This window comes from Streptomyces showdoensis (assembly GCF_039535475.1).
GTDB lineage: Bacteria > Actinomycetota > Actinomycetes > Streptomycetales > Streptomycetaceae > Streptomyces > Streptomyces showdoensis.
Genome location: NZ_BAAAXG010000002.1, coordinates 156,218 through 177,223 on the forward strand (window position 1 = coordinate 156,218; position 21,006 = coordinate 177,223).

General features: G+C 73.2%; 17 protein-coding genes and 1 pseudogene. All 18 read left to right on the forward strand.

From position 1 onward, the window contains the following. The first annotated feature begins 82 nt into the window (after nucleotides 1-82). Nucleotides 83-1,102 carry a VOC family protein gene (locus ABD981_RS00810; protein WP_046905992.1) on the forward strand — a complete coding sequence of 340 codons (1,020 nt, stop codon included), beginning with the start codon at nucleotides 83-85 and terminating at the stop codon, nucleotides 1,100-1,102. Beyond that, nucleotides 1,099-2,208 carry an alpha-hydroxy acid oxidase gene (locus ABD981_RS00815; protein ID WP_046905993.1) on the forward strand — a complete coding sequence of 370 codons (1,110 nt, stop codon included), beginning with the start codon at nucleotides 1,099-1,101 and terminating at the stop codon, nucleotides 2,206-2,208. Before ABD981_RS00810 ends, ABD981_RS00815 begins: the two co-directional genes overlap by 4 nt. Continuing rightward, the gene (locus tag ABD981_RS00820; RefSeq protein WP_046905994.1) at nucleotides 2,205-3,533 is read left to right on the forward strand and encodes an aminotransferase-like domain-containing protein; all 1,329 of its coding nucleotides are present in this window, start codon (nucleotides 2,205-2,207) and stop codon (nucleotides 3,531-3,533) included. The genes ABD981_RS00815 and ABD981_RS00820 overlap by 4 nt, the downstream gene beginning before the upstream one ends. A gap of 5 nt (nucleotides 3,534-3,538) precedes the next feature. After that, nucleotides 3,539-4,606 carry an N-acetylneuraminate synthase family protein gene (locus ABD981_RS00825; RefSeq protein WP_046905995.1) on the forward strand — a complete coding sequence of 356 codons (1,068 nt, stop codon included), beginning with the start codon at nucleotides 3,539-3,541 and terminating at the stop codon, nucleotides 4,604-4,606. Continuing rightward, nucleotides 4,590-5,399 (forward strand): SDR family oxidoreductase, encoded by an 810-nt coding sequence (locus ABD981_RS00830; protein ID WP_046905996.1) that lies wholly within the window; start codon nucleotides 4,590-4,592, stop codon nucleotides 5,397-5,399. The genes ABD981_RS00825 and ABD981_RS00830 overlap by 17 nt, the downstream gene beginning before the upstream one ends. Before the next feature lie 26 nt (nucleotides 5,400-5,425). After that, entirely contained in the window at nucleotides 5,426-7,351 is a 1,926-nt protein-coding gene (locus tag ABD981_RS00835; protein WP_046905997.1) for a 1-deoxy-D-xylulose-5-phosphate synthase N-terminal domain-containing protein, read from the forward strand. Between the two features lie 16 nt (nucleotides 7,352-7,367). After that, entirely contained in the window at nucleotides 7,368-8,042 is a 675-nt protein-coding gene (locus ABD981_RS00840; RefSeq protein WP_046905998.1) for an RraA family protein, read from the forward strand. Next, on the forward strand, nucleotides 8,042-8,932 hold the full coding sequence (rfbD, locus tag ABD981_RS00845; RefSeq protein ID WP_046905999.1) for a dTDP-4-dehydrorhamnose reductase: 891 nt from the start codon (nucleotides 8,042-8,044) through the stop codon (nucleotides 8,930-8,932). The genes ABD981_RS00840 and rfbD overlap by 1 nt, the downstream gene beginning before the upstream one ends. Beyond that, on the forward strand, nucleotides 8,932-9,579 hold the full coding sequence (locus ABD981_RS00850) for an HAD family hydrolase (protein ID WP_046906000.1): 648 nt from the start codon (nucleotides 8,932-8,934) through the stop codon (nucleotides 9,577-9,579). Before rfbD ends, ABD981_RS00850 begins: the two co-directional genes overlap by 1 nt. A 1-nt stretch (nucleotide 9,580) precedes the next feature. After that, on the forward strand, nucleotides 9,581-10,864 hold the full coding sequence (lat, locus tag ABD981_RS00855; protein ID WP_046906001.1) for an L-lysine 6-transaminase: 1,284 nt from the start codon (nucleotides 9,581-9,583) through the stop codon (nucleotides 10,862-10,864). 112 nt (nucleotides 10,865-10,976) lie between these two features. Further along, nucleotides 10,977-11,192 carry an MbtH family protein gene (locus ABD981_RS00860; protein WP_046906002.1) on the forward strand — a complete coding sequence of 72 codons (216 nt, stop codon included), beginning with the start codon at nucleotides 10,977-10,979 and terminating at the stop codon, nucleotides 11,190-11,192. 209 nt (nucleotides 11,193-11,401) lie between these two features. Continuing rightward, nucleotides 11,402-14,197 (forward strand): helix-turn-helix transcriptional regulator, encoded by a 2,796-nt coding sequence (locus ABD981_RS00865; protein ID WP_205628109.1) that lies wholly within the window; start codon nucleotides 11,402-11,404, stop codon nucleotides 14,195-14,197. 412 nt (nucleotides 14,198-14,609) lie between these two features. Further along, nucleotides 14,610-15,065, forward strand: a pseudogene (locus tag ABD981_RS38720) (AfsR/SARP family transcriptional regulator); the annotation flags it as partial. Nucleotides 15,066-15,381: 316 nt separating this feature from the next. Beyond that, on the forward strand, nucleotides 15,382-17,445 hold the full coding sequence (locus tag ABD981_RS00875) for an ATP-binding protein (protein WP_240495104.1): 2,064 nt from the start codon (nucleotides 15,382-15,384) through the stop codon (nucleotides 17,443-17,445). Nucleotides 17,446-17,748: 303 nt separating this feature from the next. Next, entirely contained in the window at nucleotides 17,749-18,066 is a 318-nt protein-coding gene (locus tag ABD981_RS00880; protein ID WP_131723817.1) for a hydroxyisourate hydrolase, read from the forward strand. Between the two features lie 346 nt (nucleotides 18,067-18,412). After that, nucleotides 18,413-18,775 carry a hydroxyisourate hydrolase gene (locus ABD981_RS00885; RefSeq protein ID WP_046906006.1) on the forward strand — a complete coding sequence of 121 codons (363 nt, stop codon included), beginning with the start codon at nucleotides 18,413-18,415 and terminating at the stop codon, nucleotides 18,773-18,775. Between the two features lie 94 nt (nucleotides 18,776-18,869). Then, a complete protein-coding gene (locus ABD981_RS00890; protein ID WP_205628110.1) occupies nucleotides 18,870-19,868 on the forward strand; it encodes a helix-turn-helix domain-containing protein in 999 nt (332 codons plus the stop codon). 304 nt (nucleotides 19,869-20,172) lie between these two features. Continuing rightward, nucleotides 20,173-20,955 (forward strand): 2-keto-4-pentenoate hydratase, encoded by a 783-nt coding sequence (locus ABD981_RS00895; protein ID WP_240495098.1) that lies wholly within the window; start codon nucleotides 20,173-20,175, stop codon nucleotides 20,953-20,955. The last annotated feature ends 51 nt before the right edge of the window (nucleotides 20,956-21,006 follow it).

Sequence of the window (21,006 nt, forward strand, 5' to 3'; positions counted from 1 at the left end):
AGCGTTTTTCCGTCGCGGTACCGGGATCTGAACAATTCTTGTTCCCGACGTCGAAACCGATTATCGAGCCTTGGGGGAATTAATGTCGTCCGGACCCCAGACCAGAAATCAGCACGCCGTCGACGCCGAGATCGACCACATCACGCTCTCGGTCGGGGACGCCCGTGCCCGTGCGGCCGAGTACGTCGAGCGCTACGGCTTCGAGGTGATCGCGGCGGGAGAGACCCCGGAGTTCACCGCCGTGGCGGTGGGCCAGCGGGACACCGTCCTCCTGCTCCTGCAGGGCCTCACCGACGACCACCCGTCCACCCTGTTCACCGCCCGGCACGGCGACGGCGTCAGCGACATCGCCCTGCGGGTGGCGACACCCGACCCGACGGTGCTCCAGGCCTTCGGCGACGTGACCCACAGCTTCGTGAGCCGGCCCGCCGGCGCGCCCTGGTCGCTGCCCGGCATCGCGCCGGTGCGGACCGAGGGCACCACGGAGACCGCGGCCACCTCGGCGCCGGCCACCCGTCACCTGCTCCGCGTCGACCACATAGCGGTCTGCCTGGAGACCGGCGAACTCGACGGAACCGTCGAGTTCTACCGCCGGACGCTCGGCTGGGAGGTGGTGTTCGAGGAGGACATCCACGTCGGAGCGCAGGCCATGCAGTCCAAGGTGGTGCAGAGCCCGAACGCGGGCGTGACGCTGACGCTGCTGCAGCCCATGAGCGGCGCCGTGCCCGGCCAGATCGACGACTTCCTGAAGAAGCACGGCGGCGGCGGCGTCCAGCACCTCGCCTTCGCGGTGCCGAACATCGTGGACGCCGTGGCCGAACTCGGCGGCTCCGGCGTGCGCTTCCTCTCCACGCCCGACACCTACTACGAGGACCTGCACGAGCGGCTCGGCTCGTCCGGCTACGCGGTCGCCGAACTGCGCAAGCACAGCGTGCTCGCCGACCGGGACCACGACGGCGAGCTGTTCCAGATCTTCACCCGGTCCGAGCACCCGCGCCGCACCCTCTTCATGGAGATCATCGAGCGCCGCGGCGCGACCACGTTCGGCAGCAACAACATCCGCAAGCTGTACGAGGCGGTCGAACGACAGGACCTCGCGTGACGGGCGGACCGGGCGTCCTGGCGCCCGACCCGCTCACCCTCGCCGACGTCGAGGACCGCGCCCGCGCCGTCCTGGCGCCCGAGGTCTACGACTTCGTGGCCGGCGGCAGCGGCGACGAGTCGACGCTGCACGCCAACCGCACCGCCTTCGACCGCTGCCACCTCGTGCCCCGGGTCCTCAACGGGGTGGAGACCGCCGACACCACGACCACCCTGCTGGGTGCCGCGTCGTCGATGCCCGTCGCGGTGGCGCCGATGGCCTTCCACTCGGTGGTGCACCCGGACGGCGAGCCGGCGGTGTCCCGGGCCGCGGCCGCGGCCGGGATCCCCTTCACGGCGGCGACCCTGGCCAGCCGCCCGCTGGACGAACTGGTCCCGGCCGGCGGCGAACTGTTCCTCCAGCTGTACTGGCTGCGCGACCGGGCCCGCACCGCATGGCTGATCGCCGAGGCCGAGCGGCTTGGCGCCCGCGCCCTGATCCTCACCGTGGACGTCCCGTTCATGGGCCGCCGGCTGCGCGACCTGCGCAACGGGTTCGCCGTGCCGGCGCACGCCGCGCCGGTGAACCTGGCCGACACCCAGCGCGGTGCCGGGCAGACCGTCGGCGGGCACGCGGCCGCGGTGATCGACCCCACCCTCTCCTGGGCCGACCTGGAGTGGGTGCGGCGCCGGACCCGGCTGCCGCTGGTCCTCAAGGGAGTCCTCGACCCGGCGGACGCGCGGCGCGCCGTGGACCTCGGCGCGGACGGCCTGGTGGTGTCCAACCACGGCGGCCGGCAGCTCGACGGCGCCGTGCCCAGCCTGTTCGCCCTCCCGGCGATCCGGGACGAGGTCGGCGACGCGTGCGAGCTGCTGCTGGACAGCGGCGTGCGAGGCGGCACCGACGTCCTGCGCGCGCTGGCCCTCGGCGCGTCCGGGGTGCTGCTCGGCCGGCCGGTCCTGTGGGGACTGGCCGACGGCGGGGAGTCCGGGGTGACCGGGGCGCTGCGCCTGCTGCGTACCGAACTCGAGGTGTCGATGGCCCTCGCCGGGGCGCCGAACGTGGCCGCGGCCCGACGGCTCGGCGTGCGCTGGGCACCCGGAACCGACGAACGGGAGGGGTCATGACCGAGGCGTCCCACGCCTCGACGGCACGGCCGGGAACGGTGCTGGACCTGGCCGACCTGCACGGGTCGCTGTCCGATCCGGCGCTGCTCTCGATGAACCTGCTGAACGAGGTGTCCGAACGGTACCCGGACGCGGTCTCCTTCGCGCCCGGCCGGCCGGACCCCGGCGGGTTCGCGATCGAGGACGTCCACCGCTATCTGCGCGCCTGGACCGAGCACGTCACCGACGGCACGGACCAGGGCGCGGAGACGGCCCGCAACCGGCTCTACCAGTACGGCAGGACGAAGGGCGTCATCCAGGACCTGGTGGCCCGCAACCTGGCGACCGACGAGAACATCCACGTCGACCCCGAGACGATCCTGGTGACCGTCGGCTGCCAGGAGGCCATGGTCCTGGTGCTGCGCGCGCTGCGCGCCGACGAGCACGACGTGCTCCTGGCCACGTCGCCGTCCTACGTGGGCATCACCGGCGCGGCCCGCCTGGTCGACCTGCCGGTCGTGCCGGTCGACAGCGGCACCGCCGGGATCGACCTGGACGACCTGGCGGCCAAGGTGAAGGGCGCGCGCGAGGCCGGACTGCGGCCCCGGGCCTGCTACCTGGTGCCCGACTTCGCCAACCCGACCGGGCTCAGCCTCGACGTGCCGACCCGGCACCGGCTGCTCGACCTGGCGGCGGAGCTCGACATCCTGATCATCGAGGACAACCCGTACGGCTTCTTCGGCGACGGCGCGGCCCCGAAGCCGACGCTCAAGTCGCTGGACTCCGGCCACCGGGTGGTCTACCTCGGCTCGTACGCCAAGACCCTCCTGCCCGGCGCCCGGATCGGGTTCGTGGTGGCGGACCAGCCCGTCGTCCGCGGCGGCGAGACGGCCGGCACCCTCGCCGACGAGCTCTCGAAGATCAAGAGCATGATCACGGTCAACACCCCGCCGATCGCCCAGGCGGTCATCGGCGGCGCGTTGCTGGAGAACGACTTCGCCCTGCGCGAGGCGAACCGGGACGCCACCGCCCGGTACGGAGAGCGGCTGCGGCACCTGCTCGACGGGCTGGCCGCACGCTTCCCCACCCCGTCCCCGGTCGGCTGGAACCGACCGGACGGCGGATTCTTCCTGGTCGTCACGGTGCCGTTCGTCGCCGACGACGACCTGCTCGCCTACTCGGCCAAGCGGCACAAGGTCATCTGGACGCCGATGCACCACTTCTACGCGGCGGAGGGCGGGGCGCGGCAGCTGCGCCTGTCCCTCAGCTCGCTCACGCCGGAGAAGATCGACCTCGGTCTGGACCGGTTCGCTGCGCTGGTGACCGACCTTCTGGAGAGGACCTGACAACCATGAGAGCGCTGACGATAAACGAGCGGATCGTCTCGGACGACACCGACGCCTACGTGATCGCCGAGATCGGCCACAACCACGAGGGCGACCTCGGCAAGGCGGAGGAGCTGGTCCGCCAGGCGGCGGCGGCCGGGGCCAGTGCCGTCAAACTGCAGAAGCGGGACAACCGCTCGCTCTACACCAAGGCCATGTACGACTCCCCGTACACCGGGCGCAACAGCTTCGGCCCGACGTACGGAGCCCACCGCGAGTTCCTGGAGTTCGGCACCAAGGAGTACACCCACCTCCAGCAGCTCGCCGCCGAACTGGGCGTCGACTTCTTCGCGACCGCCTTCGACTTCGCCAGCGTGGACTTCCTCGCCGAGCTCGGCGTCCCGGCGATCAAGATCGCGTCCGGCGACATCAGGAACACCCCGCTGCTCGCCTACGCGGCGAAGGCGGGCAAGCCGCTCGTCGTCAGCACCGGCGGCGCGGACATGGAGTCGGTGCGGCGGGCCTGCGGCACCATCCTGCCCATCAACCCCGACCTCGCGCTGCTGCAGTGCACCGCGACCTACCCGGCCGAGCCGGAGGAGCTGAACCTGAAGGTGCTGGGCACCTACCGGGCCGAGTTCCCCGACACGGTGATCGGCTACTCCGGGCACGACCTCGGCCCGTGGGCCGCCTGGACCGCGTACGCGCTCGGCGCCCGCGTGGTGGAGAAGCACGTCACCCTCGACCGCACCCGGCCCGGCAGCGACCACAAGTTCTCGCTGGAGCAGGAGGACATGGCCGAACTCGTCGAGGGGCTGCGCCGGGTACGGCGCTCGCTCGGCAGCCCGGACAAGCAGGTCCTGCCGCGCGAACGGCCCGCCATGGACAAGATGGGCAAGAAGCTGGTCGCCCACCGGGACCTGCCGGCCGGACACCGCCTCACCCTGGAGGACGTGGCGATCAAGTCGCCCGGCGACGGGCTGACCCCCGACCGGCTCGCCGACGTGGTCGGCCGCCGCCTCGGCCGGCCGCTGGCGGCCGACGCCGACATCGTCCTGGACGACCTGGTGGACGGCGATGCCGGCCGCGATTGACCTGACCGGATCGGTCGCCGTCGTCACCGGCGTGTGCGGGCGGCTCGGCGCGGTGTGGGTGGACGCCCTGCTGGGCGCCGGCGCCGACGTCGTGGGCCTGGACGTGCGGGACACCGTCGGACCGGAGCTGCGGGCGGTGCTCGACGCCCACGACCCGAAGCGGTTCCTGCCGCTGGTCGCGGACGTCACCGACACCGCCGGCCTGCGCCGGGCGCTCGACGCCTGTCTCGAACGGGCCGGAGAACCCGCCGTGCTCGTCAACAACGCGGGCATCGACAGTCCGCCCTCGGCCGAGGGCACCGGCTGGCGCTTCGAGGACATCCCGGACGAGGTGTCGGGCGGCGTCCTCGACGTCAACGCCCAGGGCACCCTGCGGATGTGCCAGGTGTTCGGCTCGCGGATGGCCCGCAACGGCCGCGGGTCCATCGTCAACATCGGCTCGATGTACGGCGGGCTGGCGCCCGACCCGCGGATGTACGAACACCTGCCGGTGGACCCGCCGTTCCTGAAGCCGCCCGCGTACGGCATGTCCAAGGCCGGCGTCGCCGCGCTGACCCGGTACCTCGCGGCGCTGTGGGGACCGGCCGGGGTGCGGGTCAACACCCTGTCGCCGGGCGGCGTGCTGGGCGCGCAGGACCCGGTGTTCCGGGAGAAGTTCGACGCCAAGGTGCCGCTGCGGCGGATGGCCCGCCCCGAGGACCTGACCGGACCGCTGCTGTTCCTCGCGTCCGACCTGAGCCGCTACGTCACCGGCACCGAACTCGCCGTGGACGGCGGGTTCGGGTGCTGGTGACCCCTACCCCTGCACGAGGAGAAGCCATGGACAGGTCCCTGGCCTGGATCCCGCGCGCCGAGTTCGAGCGCGTCCTGGGCGAGGTCGTCGACCCGCACCGAAGGGTGCTCGCCTTCTCGGCGATGTGCCGCATCAACACCCTCTACATGATCACGCGCGCCGGCTCGGGCCACATCGGCTCCAGCTTCAGCGCCGCCGACGTGGTCAGCCGGCTGGTCCTGGAGGAGCTCTACCGGCCCTTCGAGGCCGACGGGGACGTGTACTTCTCCTCCAAGGGCCACGACGCGCCCGGACTGTACGCCGCGATGATCGGGCTCGGGCTGCTCGACGAGGAGCTCCTGCACCGGCTGCGGCGGATCGACGGCCTGCCCGGACACCCGGACGTCGGCACCCCCGGCATGCCCTTCAACACCGGTTCCCTGGGCATGGGCATCTCCAAGGCGAAGGGCCTGGTCCTCGCCCACCGGCTGGCCGGCCGCAGCTCCCGGGTGGTGGTGATGACCGGGGACGGCGAACTGCAGGAGGGCCAGAACTGGGAGGCGCTGCCCAGCGCCGCGCGGTACGGCATGGGCGAGCTGACGGTGGTGGTCGACCACAACCGCCTGCAGTCCGATACCTTCGTCGCCGACGTCAGCGACCTCGGCGACCTGGCGGGCAAGTTCACCGCCGCCGGCTGGGGCGTGCTGCGCTGCGACGGGCACGACCCCCGGCAGCTGGCGGAGGCCTTCGCCCGCCGGGCCGCCGAGCACCCGGAGCGGCCCGCGGTGATCATCGCGGACACCGTGAAGGGCGGCGGCTGCGCCACCTTCGCCGCGACCTCGATGGCACCCGGCGAATGGCGCTACCGCCACCACAGCGGCGCGCCGGGTCCCGCGGACCACGACTCCGCCTACCGGGAGCTGCTCGGCACCGCCGACGGGATCCTCCGCGGGTGCGGCCTCGCACCGCTGCGGCCGGTCGAGCTCACCGTGGACCTCCCGGCGAAACCGGCCGCGGTGCGGCTTCCCGAGCTGTACGGCCGACTGCTCACCGAGGCGGCCCACGAGGACCGGAGGATCGTCGCCCTCGACGGCGACCTGGTGCTGGACACCGGCCTGATCCCGTTCCGCGAGACCCACCCGGACCGGTTCGTCGAATGCGGCATCGCCGAGCAGGACATGGTCTCGATGGCGGGCGGACTGGCGGCCGGCGGACTGCGGCCCTTCGTCCACTCGTTCTCCTGCTTCCTGCACGCGCGGCCCAACGAGCACATCTACAACAACGCCACCGAACGGCGGCCGGTGGTCTACGTCGGCTCGCTCGCCGGACTGCTGCCCGCCGCCCCCGGCCACTCCCACCAGGCGGTCCGCGACGTGTCGGCGCTGTCCGGCGTGCCCGGCCTGACCATCCTGGAACCCTCCCACCCCGCCCAGCTGGCCGCCGCCCTCGACCACTGCAGGTCCACCCCGGACAGCGTCTACCTGAGGCTGTCCAGCCAGCCGGTCCCGCCGGAACTCGCCGAACTGCCGCCCGCCCCGCTGGCGGTCGGCCAGGGGCAGGTGCTGCGGGCCGGCGGCCAGGCGGTCGCGTTCGGCGCCGGCCCGGTGGTCCTCGGGCAACTGCTGGGCGCCGCCGACCTGCTCGCGGAGCGGGGCGTCACGCTCACCGTGGTGGACCTGCCCTGGCACAACCGGGTCGACCCGGTGTGGCTGGGCAAGCTGCTGGCCGGCGTCCGGCACGTGTTCGTCGTCGAGCACCAGTACGGCAACGGCGGCCAGGCCGACCTGCTCGCCCGGCACCTGCTGGAGACCGGCACCGCGGACGGCCTCGCCTTCCGCGGCATCCACCTCACCGAGGTGCCGCGCTGCGGCACCGAGGCCGAAGTCCTCGCCGCCCACGGCATGGACGCCGCGCACCTGGCCCGGCTCATCGGCGCGGACGTCCTGGACGCCGCACCCGCACCCACCGACTGACGAGGAGACACCCCCCGTGGAAACCGTACGCAACGAGCTCAACCGCCCGCCCCAGGAGATCGTCGAGGGCTTCCGCGCCGTACTCGCCGAGTACAGCCCGAGCTGCCTGGTCACCGACGCGCGGCGACGGGTCGGCGCGCTCGGCGGGCTGCTGCCCGTCAAGCACCACCACAAGATCGCCGGACCGGCGCTCACCGTCAACCTCTCGATCGACGACCTGGTCGACTGCATGCCGGTCCTCGTCCAGGCGCAGCCGGGGGACGTCATCGTCGTGGCCTGCCACGAGACCACCCGCACCGCCATGTGGGGCGGCCTCATGTCCACCCTGTCGAAGCAGATCGGCATCGCCGCCGGCATCGTCGACGGCGCCGTCCGCGACGTCGACGAGATCCGCGACCTCGACTTCCCGGTCTGGTACCGCAGCACCGTCCCGAGGCCCTCCCCGACCGCCGTGCACGACCGCACCGAGCCCGTCCAGGTGAACGTGCCCGTGGTGATCGACGGCCAGGTGATCAACCCCGGGGACATCGTCGTGGCCGACGAGAACGGGATCGCGGTGGTCCCCAAGGACACCGCCGGCACCGTGCTGGAGCGCACCCGGATGAACATCGACCGGGAGCGCGTCATCCGCGAGAAGATCAGCTCCGGCCTGACCGTCGCCGAACTGATCGCCGAGTTCGGTCACCTGTGATGCGGGTCTACCTCACCGGCGCGGACGGGATGCTGGGCACCGCGCTGCGCCACGAGCTCGCCTCGCGCCCGGAGACCGCCGACTGGCCCGTCCTCGGGGTCTCCCTCGCCGACTTCGACATCGGCGACGCGGCCGCCGTACGGGACTCGATCGACGCGTTCCGGCCGGACGTGGTGGTGCACACCGCCGCCAACGCGGTGGTGGACTCCTGCGAACGCGACCCGGCCCTGGCCCTGCGCGTCAACGTGGGGGGCACCCGCCACGTCGCCGAGGCCTGCCGACGGCACGGCAGCCGCCTGATCTACATCTCCAGCGACTACGTGTTCGACGGCCGGGCCCCCGGGCCCGCCGGGTACAACGAGGACGACATCCCCGCCCCGGTCAGCGTGTACGGCCTGAGCAAACTGGCCGGCGAGCGGATCGTGGAGGCCGTCCCCGACCACCTCGTGGTGCGCACCTCCTGGCTGTACGGCGGCACCGACCCGCGCCTCGACCAGGTCCTCGCCGCCGCCCGGGAGTTCCTGGACGGCGGCCGGCCGCGGCTGATCGACGACCAGTTCAGCAGCCCGACCTACATCCCCGACCTGGCGTCCGCGCTGGTACGGCTGCTGCCGGGCGCCCTCGCCGTGCGCGGCCTGCTGCACATCGCCAACCGGGGCCGGGCGAGCTGGTACCAGGTCGGTCTGGCCCTCGCCGAACGGCTCGGCACCGCCCACCCGGTGCCGATGTCCATGGCCGAGGCCGGCTTCGTCGGCGGCCGGCCGCGCGACTCACGCCTGGACAGCACCCGCGCGGCCGCCTTCGTCCACGCGATGCCCCACTGGACCGACGCCCTCTCCCGCTACTGCGCCCTGCTCACCGCGGGCGACCGAGGGACGGTGGACCACTGATGGACCAGCCGTTCCTGCTGCTGGACTTCGACGGCCTGGTGTGCGACACCGAACGGGCCGCGCTGCTGGCCTGGCAGGACCTCTACGACCGGCTCGGGGTGCCCCTGACCGCCGGCGTGCGGGCCGGGATGCTCGGCAACTCGGCCGGAGCCCGTGTCGCGCTGGCCGACCTGGCCTCCCGGCTCGGCCGGCCGGTCGAGGACGCCGAGTGGACCTGGCAGCGGGAGCGGCGGGCCGTCCGGTGCGCCGCCGCGCCCGCCCGGCCCGGCGCGGAACGGCTGCTGCGCACCGCCGAGGGGGCGGCCGCGATCGTGTCCAGCAGCCCGGCCGCCTGGGTCGAGGACCACCTGCGGCGGCTCGGGCTGCGGCACCACCTCGCCTTCCTGGTGACCGGCGACGACACCGACCGGCACAAACCCGCACCGGACCTCTACCTGCTCGCGCTGGCACGCGCCGGGGTTGCCGCCGGCGACGCGCTCGCCGTCGAGGACTCCCCGACGGGGCTCCGCGCCGCCCGGGCCGCCGGCCTGCGCTGCGTCGCGGTCCCCTGGGAACCGGCCGGGGCGGCCGACCTGGCCGGTGCCGACGCGGTGCTGGCCGACCTGAGCGAGCTGGATCCGCAGCGCTACCGGCACGACGAGGAATGACATGGAGATCACGGCGGACAACGCCCTGGAGGAACTGTCCCGGCACGTCCTGATGGACGGCCTGGACCTGGTCCTGGACCTGGAACGCAGCCGCGGCAGCACCCTGGTGGACGCGCGCGGCGGCGAGGAGTACCTGGACCTCATCACGTTCTACGGTTCGCTGCCCCTGGGCATGAACCACCCCGGCATGGCCGAGGACCCGGCGTTCCTGGCCGGACTCGCCCGGGCCGCCCTGCACAAGGTGACCAACTCCGACATCTACACCGTGGAGTACGCCCGCTTCGCGGCGACCTTCCGCCGCGTCCTCGGCGACCCGAGGCTGCCGCACCTCTTCTTCATCGACGGCGGCGCCCTGGCGGTCGAGAACGCGCTGAAGGTGGCCTTCGACTGGCGCGCCCAACGGCGGGGGACCGACCCGTCGCGGCCCCTCGAAGTCCTGCACATGGAGCACGCCTTCCACGGGCGCAGCGGCTACACGCTGAGCCTGACCAACACCTCGCCGGCGGTGACCGCGCGCTACCCCGCCTGGAGCTGGCCGCGCGTGCCGGTGCCCCGGCCCGGTGCCGAGCGGGAGGCGGTGGAGGCCGCACGACGGCACCTGGCCGAACGCGGCGACCGGATCGCCTGCTTCATCGCCGAACCGGTCCAGGGGGCCGGCGGCGACCGGCACCTCGGCCGGGAGTTCCTGCTGCGCATGCAGGACCTGTGCCACGAGCACGACGTGCTGTTCGTGCTCGACGAGGTGCAGACCGGCTGCGGCCTGTCCGGCGCGCCGTGGACCTACCAGCGGCTCGGGCTCGAACCCGACGTGGTGGCCTTCGGCAAGAAGACCCAGGTGTGCGGCCTGATGGCGGGCGGCCGGGTGGACCGGGTGCCCGAGGGCGCGCTGACCGTCCCGGACCGGCTCGGCTCCACCTGGGGCGGCAACACCGCGGACATGGTGCGGGCCACCCGGATCCTGGAGATCGTCGAGCGGGACGGCCTGGTGGCCGCGGCCGAGACCAAGGGCGCCCACCTCGGCCGGCTCCTCGCGGACCTGGCCGAGGCCCACCCGGCCCTCGTCCACGACGTGCGCGGCCTCGGCCTGATGTGGGCCTTCGACCTGCCCGACACGGCGCTGCGCAAGGAGCTCCTGGACCGCCTGCGGCGGGTCCACCGGGTGCTCCTGCTGCCCGGCGGGCCCCGCGCCGTACGGTTCCGCCCGGCGCTGACCATCGGGCTCGACGAACTGGACAAGGCGGTCGCCGCGGTGGACGCGGCGCTCACCTCGATGGGGGTGCGATGACCGGGTCGGGCGGGCCCCGCGTACGGGGATGTAGGGGTTGTCAGGAGTTTGCCACGCGGACAGAATGCGGGCAGCTCGTCCCATCCGCAGCGAAAAAGGAGTGCGCTGGCTCATGAGCAATCCGTTCGAGGATGAAAATGCCTCATACCGCGTTCTGGTCAATGCGGAGGAGCAGTATTCCTTGTGGCCGGATTTCGCGGAGGTCCCGGCCGGCTGGACCGTCGCCCTGGAGAGCACGTCCCGGCAGGAATGCCTGGACTACGTGAACGAACACTGGGTCGACATGCGCCCCAAGAGCCTCGTCGAGGCGATGGGTCAGTCCGGCTGACGCACCGCCCTCGAAATCCGCCAGGGACCACGCCGCACGGCAGCGTGGTCCCTGGCCGCGTTCTGCGACGACTCCCTTCGCATTTCCTTTCCGCGCGGCGGCCGAACGGCACCCGGGACGACCGATAGCGCGCTGATAGCCGGTCGATGAGCCGGACGGGAAGCATGGGCCAAGACCTTACGGCCCGTCCGAGGAACGGCTTTCCCTCTTTGCTCACCGACCCATGGGAGGAGTTCGCGGTGGAACTGGTGGAGCGCGAAGTACCGCTGGCGCTGCTGTCCGTACTGGCCGAACAGGCACGGGACGGACACGGGCGTGCCGTCCTGGTCTCCGGACCGGTGGCGGCGGGCAAGAGCGTCCTGCTGCACGACTTCGCCGACCTCGCCCTGAGCCTGGGCATGCTCACCCTGTCGGCACTGGCCTCCGAGGCCGAGCGGCACCTGCCCCTGGGCGTGGTCCGGCAGCTCGTCGACGACGCGCCGCTGGACGAGGAGGACCGGACGCGGGCCGTGGAGCTCATCGAGCGCGGCGTGCACGCGGCCCGCCACCAGGGACCCGGCGCCCGGATGGACGCCGGCATCGTGCACGGGCTCTGCACCGTCCTGCTGGAACTGGCCGAACGCTGCCCGCTGTTCCTGTCCGTCGACGACGTGGAACAGGCCGACCAGGCCTCGCTGACCTGCCTGGCGTACCTGGCGCGCCGCCTCAACAACGCCCGGGTGCTCGCGGCGTTCACGCACAGCGGCCACGGGTGCGACACCGACTTCCGCTTCGGCGCCGACCTGCTGCGGCAGCCCAACTGCCACCGCGTCGAGGTCACCCCGCTCTCCCCGGCGGGCGTCCGGGCGCTGACGGCCCAGCACCTGGGCGAGGCGGTCGCCGACGAGCGGTCCGCCGACTGGTACGCCTACAGCGGGGGCAACCCGCTGCTGGTCGAGGCGCTGGTCCGCGACCACCTGGGCGGCGGCGAGGCCGGCCCCCGCTACCGCGAGGCCGTCCTGTCCTGCCTGCGCCGCAGCTGCCCGGACATGCTCCGCGCGCTGAACGGCTACGTGGTGCTGGGGGAGTGGGACCACCTGGACGGTCTTGTGGACCTCAGCCCGGCCCGGACCACGGAGGCGGTGCACGCGCTGATCGCCGGCGGACTGCTCACCATGGACGGCTTCCGGCACGAGGCCGCCCGCTCCGCGGTGGCCGGCGCGATCGAGGCCGACGAACTCGCCCGGCTGCACGCCCGCGCGGCCTTCCACGCCCACGAGCGCGGCGCCGGCACCACGGTCGTCGCCGGCCACCTGCTGCACGTCGACGCGCCCGCCCGGGGCGGTGTGCTGCAGGAGCCCTGGGCGCTGCCGGCGCTGGAGGACGCCGCGGCGCACGCCCTGCGCGACGGCGCGGCCGACCGGGCGGTGGACTGCCTCCGGCTGGCCCGGACCGTCTGCGCGGACCCGCTCCGCAGGTCACGCATCACCGCCGCCCTGATCCGGGCCGAGTGGAGCATCAACCCCGGTGTCTCCAGCGGCCGGCTCGGCGAACTTGTCGAGGCCATGCGCAAGGGCTGCCTGCGGGGCGCCGACGCGCTCACCCTGGCCCGGGCGCTGCTCTGGCACGGCCGATTCGAACAGGCCCAGGAGGTCCTCGGCCACCTGGCCGGCTCCGGCCAGACGACCGACCCGGAGACGGCCACCGAACTGCAGATCACCCGGCGCAGGCTCCGGCACACCTACCCGTCGTTCCTGGCCGCGCTCGGCCCGCGGTCCGGCGCCGGACGTCCCCCCACCCACTCGGTGAGCGCCGACCGCCGCCTGCAGGCGGTGTCCGCGCTGGCCGCCGTGCTCAGCGAGGGCCCCCACCACGAGGCCGTCGGCGTGGCCCAGCGGGTGCTCCACGGCACCCGCCCCGACGAACTGTCCACCGAGACCGTCGAAAGCGCCCTCCTCACCCTCGCCTACAGCGGGCGCGCCGAACGCGCGACCGCCTGGTGCGACCTCTTCCTCGACCGGATGGAGGCCCGGCACACGCCGAGCCGCCGGGCCAGGCTCGGCGCGGTGCGGGCCGAGATCGCCCTGCGCCGGGGCGACCTGTCCGACGCCCGGCGCTACGCGAGCGAGGCGCTCGCCACCCTGCCGGCGATCAGCTGGGGGGTGACCGTCGGCGCGCCCCTGAGCACCCTGATCCTGGCCACCACCGCGATGGGCCGCTACGACGAGGCGCAGACCTATCTGGACCACCGCGTCCCGGAGGCGATGTTCGAGACCCGCTACGGCATGCACTACCACTACGCGCGGGCCCGGTTCGGACTCGCCACCGGCTACCTGGAGATGGCCCTGGAGGACCTGCGCCGCTGCGGTGCCAAGCTGTCCCAGTGGGGGATGGACACGCCCGGCCTGATCCCCTGGCGCACCGACGCCGCCGAGGTGTACCTGGGCCTGGGCCGTCCCGAGGACGCCCGGCGGATGCTCGCCGAGCAGTCGGCCAAGTTCACCTTCATGCCGAACCGGGTCCGCGGCACCGCGAGCCGGGTCCTCGCCGGAGCCAGCGCCCCGGCGCACCGGCCGACGCTGCTGCGCCAGGCGGCCGAACTGCTGCAGTCCGACGACGGCGACCGGTACGAACTCGCCCTGGCCTTCGCCGACCTGGCCCGCGCCTACCGCACCCTGGGGGAGTTCCGGCGCGCCGCGGCGGCCGAGCGCCGGGCGGTCATCGTGGCCGCCGACTGCCATGCCGAGGCACTGGTGCGGGGCCTGGCGGTGGAGAGCGCCACCGCGCTGCCGGCACCGTCCGACGGCGGCGACGGGCTCACCGAGGCGGAGCGCCGGGTGGCCCAGATGGCGGCCGTCGGCTGTTCCAACCGGGAGATCGCCGAAGGCCTGCACGTCACGGTCAGCACCGTCGAGCAGCATCTGACCCGGACCTACCGGAAGCTGCGCATCAGCCGCCGCGCGGACCTGCCGCCCCTGCTGGGCGGGCCGGTGACCGGAGACCTCACGGAGGCGCGAAGGCGGTGAGCGCGCACGGCGGTTCCGGCCGCGGCGGGCCGCCGCCGTCCCGGAGCCCACCGCACCTGACGACCTGACATCCCGCCGACGCATCCCCGGCCCCTCGGGCAACACCGCTCACTGGACAGACCCGATCGGGTTAGGTAGATATGGTGTTGCTGCGTAGCTGACCGGCGGAAATCGTGTCTGGATGTGAAGGACGGTCATGCGCTTTCGATTACTCGGGCCGTTGGAAGTCGTCGGTCCCGGTGGCCCGGCGCTGATCACCGCCGAGCGTCAGCGCATCGTCCTGGCGGTCCTGCTCCTGGAGCCCAACCGGATCGTCCCGATGGGCCGGCTCGTCGACGCGGTCTGGGGTGCCTCCCCGCCGCCCACCGCGCGCGCCCAGATCCAGATCTGCGTCTCCATCGTCCGCGCCAGCATGGCGAAGGCCGGCCTGCCCGACGTCATCCAGACCCGGTCGCCGGGCTACTTCGTCGAGGTCGAGGACGAGGAGCTGGACCTCCAGGTCTTCGAGCGGACCGCGTCCGCCGGGCGGACCGCCGCCGAGGCCGGCCGCTTCGAGGAGGCGGCCACCGCCTTCGAGAGCGCCCTCGGGCTCTGGCGCGGCTCCGCGTGCTTCGGCGGCGGCATCACCAGCACCGTGCTCCAGGCCCCGGCCGCCCGGCTCGACGAACAGCGGCTCGCCGTCGTCGAGCAGTGGGTGGACGCGCGCCTCGCCCTCGGGCTGCACCAGCAGCTCGTGGCCCGGCTGATCGACCTGGTGATGCAGAACCCGCTCCGCGAGCGCCTGCGCGCCCAGCTCATGGTGGCGCTGTCCCGGTCGGGCCGCCAGGCCGAGGCGCTGGAGGTCTACCGGCGGGGCCGGCGCGAGCTGATCGACGAACTCGGCATCGAGCCGGGGGAGGAGCTCCGCAGGCTCCAGGAGTCCATCCTGGCCGGCCGGCTGGACGGCGCCCCGCAGACCGTCGCGGTGCCGGTGGTCCGTACCGCGGCACCGGCGGCGCCCCCCGCCCCCGCGGAGCCGTCGGCGTCGGCGGCGCCCGTGGCACCGGCCGCGGCCGCGCCGGGCGTCGAGCCGCCGGCCGTCCCCCCGCCTGCTGCCCGGCGCCATCGCCGACTTCACCGGACGCGACGACCTGCTCGCCCGGCTCAAACGCGCGCTGGAGGAGGACCCGGAGACCTCGTACGCCCTGCGGATCGTCTCGATCACCGGCCGGGGCGGCGTCGGCAAGACCACCCTCGCGGTGCATCTCGGACACTCCTTGGCGAAACGATTCCCCGACGGCCAGATGTTCGCCAAGCTGCGCGGCCCCTCGGCCCAGCCGATCCTGCCGGCCCGCATCCTCGAACGCTTCCTGCGCAGCCTGGGGATACCGGGCTCGGCCATGCCGCAGACCATCGAGGAACGGGCGGAGCTGTTCCGGAACCTCATCGCCGACCGGCGCATGCTGATCGTCCTCGACGACGCGATCGACGAGGAGCAGGTGCGCTGGCTGTTACCCGGCTCCTCCAACTGTCCGGTCCTCATCACCAGCCGCTCCCGGCTCGCCGGCCTGGAGGGCGCCAGCTCCGTCCAGATCGACGTGTTCTCCACCGAGCAGGCGCTGGAACTGCTCAGCCGGATCCTCGGCGCCGAGCGGGTCCACAGCGAACTGCCCAGCGCCCTCCAGCTGATCGAGCTCTGCGGCAACCTGGCGCTCGCGCTGCGGATCGTGGCGGCGCGGCTGGCCGCCCGGCCGCACTGGCCGCTGAGCAAGATGGTGGCCCGGCTCCGCGACGAGAGCCAGCGCCTGGACGAACTGACCCACGGCGGGGTCGGCGTCCGGGCCGGCCTGGCCATGGTCTACCAGGGTCTGCCCGCGGACGCCCAGCGCCTCTTCCGGCGCCTGTCCATGCTGGAGGCGGCGGAGTTCTCCAGCTGGGTCGCGGCCCCCCTGCTCGACGTGGCCGTGGCGGAGGCCGAGGACGTCCTGGAGATCCTCGTCGACGCCCAGCTCGTCGACGTCGAGGTGGTGCGGGGCCGCCGGCCCCGCTACCGCCTGCACGACCTGGTCCGGGTCTACTCCCAGGAGTGCCTGGCCGAACACGAGAACACCGCCGAGCGCTCCGTCGTGCTCGGCCGGGTGCTGAGCACCTGGCTGCTCCTGGTCGAGGAGGCGCACCGGCGGGCCTACGGCGGGGACCACACGCTCATCCACGGCGACGCGCCGCGCCTGGCGCTGGACGCCTCGGTCCTCGACCGCGAACTCGACGACCCGCTGCGGTGGTTCGAGGACGAGCGGGCCAGCCTCATCACGGCCGTCAGACAGGCCGCCGGCGCCGGGCTCGACGAGCTCTGCTGGGACCTGGCGCTGACCCTGGTCACCCTCTTCGAGATGTACGGCTACTTCGACGACTGGCGCACCACGCACGAGATCGCGCTCGCGGTCACCCGGCACAACGACAACCGGCGCGGCCAGGCGGCGATGCTGTACTCCCTCGGTGCCCTGCACATGTTCGAGTACAAGCTGGACGAGGCACGGGGCAGGCTCGGGCCCGCCTGCGAGCTGTTCCGCCAGGTGGGCGACGTGCACGGCGAAGCCCTCGCCCTGCGCAACCTCGCCTTCGTCGACCGGATCCAGGGCCGCCTCGACGAGGCGATGGCCGGGTACGAGAAGGCCCTGGTCATGCTCTCCCAGGTGAACGACTCGACCGCCGAGGCGCACGTCCTCAGCAACATGGCGCAGATCCACCTGGACCGCGGGCTGATCGCGGAGGGCAAGGAGACCATGGCGGCCGGTCTGGCGGCCGTGGAACGCTCGGGCAACCGGCGGGTCCGCGCGCAGATCCTGTGCCGCCTCGGCGAGGCGCATCTGCAGATCGACGAGGTGACCGAGGCCGAGTACGTGTTCACCCAGGCGCTGGAGACCGTCCGCTCGGTCGGCGACCCGGTGGGCGAGTGCTACGCGCTGCGCGGCCTCGCCATGGTCCGGTCCCGCCAGGGGAGTCACGACGCGGCGTACGAGATGCTGGAGGAGGCCGTCGGGATCGCCTCCCAGGCCCGCGAGTACCTCGCCATCGGCCGTATCCAGCTCTCGCTCGGCGAGGTGGCCGCGGACAAGGGCAGCTACGAACGCGCCAAGGAACACATCGACGCGGCCCTGGACGTCTTCGGGCGGATGCAGGCGACCCGCTGGCAGAAACAGGCCTCGCGCCTCATGAGCGAGGTCTGCGCGGCCTCCGACGCCGCCTACGCCCCGGCGAGCACGGGCTGACGCCGGGCCCCCGGAGCCGGCGGCCGGGGACGGCGCCTCCGCCGTCCCGGTACCCGGCCGAAGGGCCCGGGGGCCCGGCACCGGAACCGGCCAGCGAGGTGCGAAAACTCCCCCGTCCGCCGCGCCCGCGTGGCAGGATGCCCGCCTCGGCGGCAAGCCCCGTCCCGGCGGCGGACGGCGGACGGTGGGAGGAAGGAAGGACGCCGCGGCGGCGGCGGGGCTGACGTTCGCAGACGGGGCGCATCCGGTGTCCCGTCCCACAAAGGATGCAATCGATGAGGCCGGTGTCACGTGAAGCTCGGAGTGAGTGTCTCTGATGGAACCAATGGGCGGCCCGTCGACGGGCTGATGATCCGCATCGAACGACCCAGCCCGGACGAATGGCGGACCGTGTGGCACGGGCTGACCGGGCAGGACGGGCGGCTGGACCGTCCCTCCCTGCCGGAGGACGAGCCCGGGCCGTTCCGGCTGGTCCTGGAGACCGACCGGTATTTCACGACGCTCGGGATGCGGCCGTTCTACAGTCACATCGCGGTCGCGTTCGCGGAGTGGGAGGCGGACCAGGAGATCCCGATCGTGATCGCCCCCCATGGATACGCGGTGTGCGCCGTCGGCCAGTAGCCGCGGCCCACGGAAGACGCCCGGCGGCAGCGTGGAAGACGCACGTCCGAGGCGCTGAGGACGGACGGACACAGGCGACCCCACCCCGGTCGCCCCCTGCGGTGGCGCGGCCGCGGGCGAAGGCGATCCCTTCCCCGGGCACCCCGCCGAGGGCGCTTAGCGAGGACTTAGCGTTCCAGTAGGAGGACGAAAACGGAGCTCACTTAACTGGAGGCATCCACCCGGGCCTCCGGGTCACGAGTTTCCGTAGGGGAGATCGACATGCTGGCACTGCTCAACACCCTGGCCGGTTTCGGATTCGCGGGCTTCTTCACCACGGACGACACGATCTGGGGCTGACGCGGACATGAGCATCTCGGTTCGGGTCATCGACTCCACCAACGGCTGCCCGGTCGCCGACCTGGCCGTCGCCCTGCACACCAGGGACCACGGCGCATGGCCCGTGGTGGCCAGGTCGAGGACCGACAGCGCCGGCAACGCCGGCTCGTGGAACGGCCAGGCCCTCCCGCTCGGCTCCTACCGACTGGTCCTGGAGACCGGCGACTACTTCGCCGACCGGGCCGTCGACAGCATGTACGCCGAGGTCATCGTCTCGCTCCACTACCAGGGCGACCCGAGCGACCTGCACATCCAGGTGCTGTTGAGCCCCTTCTCGTACACCACCTACCGGGGGCACGTCCCCTGGACGGTGCCGGCCGAGAAGGTCTGAGGCGGGGCGGGCGGCGCGCGGGCACGGCGCAGGGGCACCGCAAGCGGAAGGGGTGGAACAGTTGTTGGACACATCGGAGTCGCCGATTCACACCGTGCCGGTCGAATCCCTGCTGCCGGCGGACTCGCCGCGGCTGGAGGGCCTGAACGAGGACCACGCGCGGGCCCTGGCGGAGAGCGGGACGGAGTTCGAACCGATCCTCGTGCACCGGGACACGGGCCGGGTGATCGACGGCATGCACCGGCTGCGGGCCGTGGTCCTGCGCGGGGAACACCGCATCGCCGTCCGGCACGTCGACGGGGCCTCGGCCGATCTCTTCATCCGGTCGGTGCAGGCCAACATCCGGCACGGCCTCCCGCTGACGCTGGGGGACCGCAAGGCGGCGGTCCTGCGCATCCTCACGACCCACCCGCACTGGTCGGACCGGGCCATCGCCGCCGTCACAGGGGTGTCGCCCAAGACGGTAGGGGTCGTACGGGGCAAACGTTCGACTGAGGAATCTCCTCAGTCGAACCCCTCGCTCCCGCGCGTCGGCAGGGACGGCCGGGCCCGCCCGGCGGACATGCCGGAGCGGCGGGAGAAGGCCCGCTCCCTGCTCACGGAGCGGCCCCGCGCGACCCTGCGCGAGGTGGCCCAGGAAGCCGGGGTCTCCGTCAGCACGGCCCACCGCCTGCGGCAGGAACTGCGCTCCGGCGCCCCGGACCCCGACGAGCGGGCACCGGGGGCGCGCGGGGACTCCCCGTACCTCGCCGCACTCGTGGCGGCGCCCCCGCGCTACACGGGCCTGGCCGCCCTGCCGTCCCCGGCGGACCGCTCCCCGCGCGGGGTCCCGGGCATCCGGGTGCGGGCCCTGGACGTCCTGTCCAACGACCCCTCGATCCGCTTCACGGACAGCGGCCGGGCCCTGCTGCGCTGGCTCAACGGCCAAGCGCAGGGGCTGGCGGCCGGCGAGCAGCTGCTGGCCGCCGTCCCCCCGCACTGCGCCCGCGCCCTCACCGAGGTGATGAGCCACTACGCCCGGGAATGGGAACGGCTGGCCGCCGGGATGCAGCGCACCGACCCCGTGAACGGGGCCTGGCGGGCCGTCCGTTGAGACCGCCGCCGACCGGGCCCCGCGCCGTTCCACGGACCGGCGGCGGGCCCGGGGAAAACCTTCTGCGCGGCTCACTTCGTCGTTACGGTGAGACGCGAAACGAGGGGGCGGGCATCGGGCCCGCGGGCTCTCCGGCCGCCCTCCCCTCGCCCGGATCCGTTCTGCCGATCCGAGTGATCCGGTCCGCACGGCACGCCCCGGACCGCGCCGACGCGTCGGCGCGCGAGACCGTCCGCGTACAGGAGACCGGCGGGACCGTGCGGCAGGCGCGATGTGTTCTGACAGGAGCAGAGTGAACATCTCGGTGGACGACGCCAGAGTCAAGGCCAAGGCACTGTACGAGGCCCGTGCGACGGGCCGCCCCATCCCTCCCTTCACCGACGAGCAGCCCGCGCTGGACATGCACGACGGGTACGCCATCCAGCGCGAACTGGTCGCCCTGCTGACCGCGGCCGGCGACACCGTCGTCGGCTACAAGGCGGGGCTCACCTCCGTCCCGATGCAGCAGATGCTCGGCGTCGGCACCCCGGACTACGGACCGGTGCTGGCCTCGACCGTGTACGAGAACGGGGCCACCACGCCGGGCGGGGCGTTCATCGCGCCCAAGGTCGAGGCGGAGATCGTGTTCCGGCTCGGCACGCCCCTGCGGGGCCCCGGCGTCACCGTGGCCGCGGCCCGCGAGGCGATCTCCGAGGTGATGGCCGGACTGGAGATCGTCGACTCGCGGATCGAGGACTGGCGGATCCGGCTCGCGGACACGGTCGCCGACCTCGCCTCGAACGGCGCGGTGGTGCTCGGCCCCCCGGTCGAGCTGCCCGACGACTGCGACGTACGCCTGATCGGGATGGCCTTCTCCCGCAACGGCGAGCTCGTGGCGACCGGAGCCGGTGCGGCCGCCCTCGGGGATCCGGCCGCGGTGGTCGCCTGGCTGGCGAACGTGCTCGGCGAACACGGCGTGACCCTCGAAGCCGGCCAGCTGATCATGACGGGCGCCCTCCACGCGGCCGTCCCGATGACCCCCGGCGACACCTTCGTGGCCGAGTTCGACCGGCTGGGCACCGTCACGCTCCACATGGGCGACTCGTAGACCACCGTCGCGCCCCCAGGCGCACCTCTAGACAGGGAAGGGCGAAGCAGC

Excerpts from the sequence above, each read along its gene's own strand:
- rfbD (WP_046905999.1), top strand. The coding sequence starts at position 8,042 with ATGCGGGTCTACCTCACCGGCGCGGACGGGATGCTGGGCACCGCGCTG.
- ABD981_RS00820 (WP_046905994.1), top strand. The coding sequence starts at position 2,205 with ATGACCGAGGCGTCCCACGCCTCGACGGCACGGCCGGGAACGGTGCTG.
- ABD981_RS00885 (WP_046906006.1), top strand. The coding sequence starts at position 18,413 with ATGAGCATCTCGGTTCGGGTCATCGACTCCACCAACGGCTGCCCGGTC.
- ABD981_RS00835 (WP_046905997.1), top strand. The coding sequence starts at position 5,426 with ATGGACAGGTCCCTGGCCTGGATCCCGCGCGCCGAGTTCGAGCGCGTC.
- ABD981_RS00830 (WP_046905996.1), top strand. The coding sequence starts at position 4,590 with ATGCCGGCCGCGATTGACCTGACCGGATCGGTCGCCGTCGTCACCGGC.
- lat (WP_046906001.1), top strand. The coding sequence starts at position 9,581 with ATGGAGATCACGGCGGACAACGCCCTGGAGGAACTGTCCCGGCACGTC.
- ABD981_RS00860 (WP_046906002.1), top strand. The coding sequence starts at position 10,977 with ATGAGCAATCCGTTCGAGGATGAAAATGCCTCATACCGCGTTCTGGTC.
- ABD981_RS00850 (WP_046906000.1), top strand. The coding sequence starts at position 8,932 with ATGGACCAGCCGTTCCTGCTGCTGGACTTCGACGGCCTGGTGTGCGAC.
- ABD981_RS00810 (WP_046905992.1), top strand. The coding sequence starts at position 83 with ATGTCGTCCGGACCCCAGACCAGAAATCAGCACGCCGTCGACGCCGAG.
- ABD981_RS00825 (WP_046905995.1), top strand. The coding sequence starts at position 3,539 with ATGAGAGCGCTGACGATAAACGAGCGGATCGTCTCGGACGACACCGAC.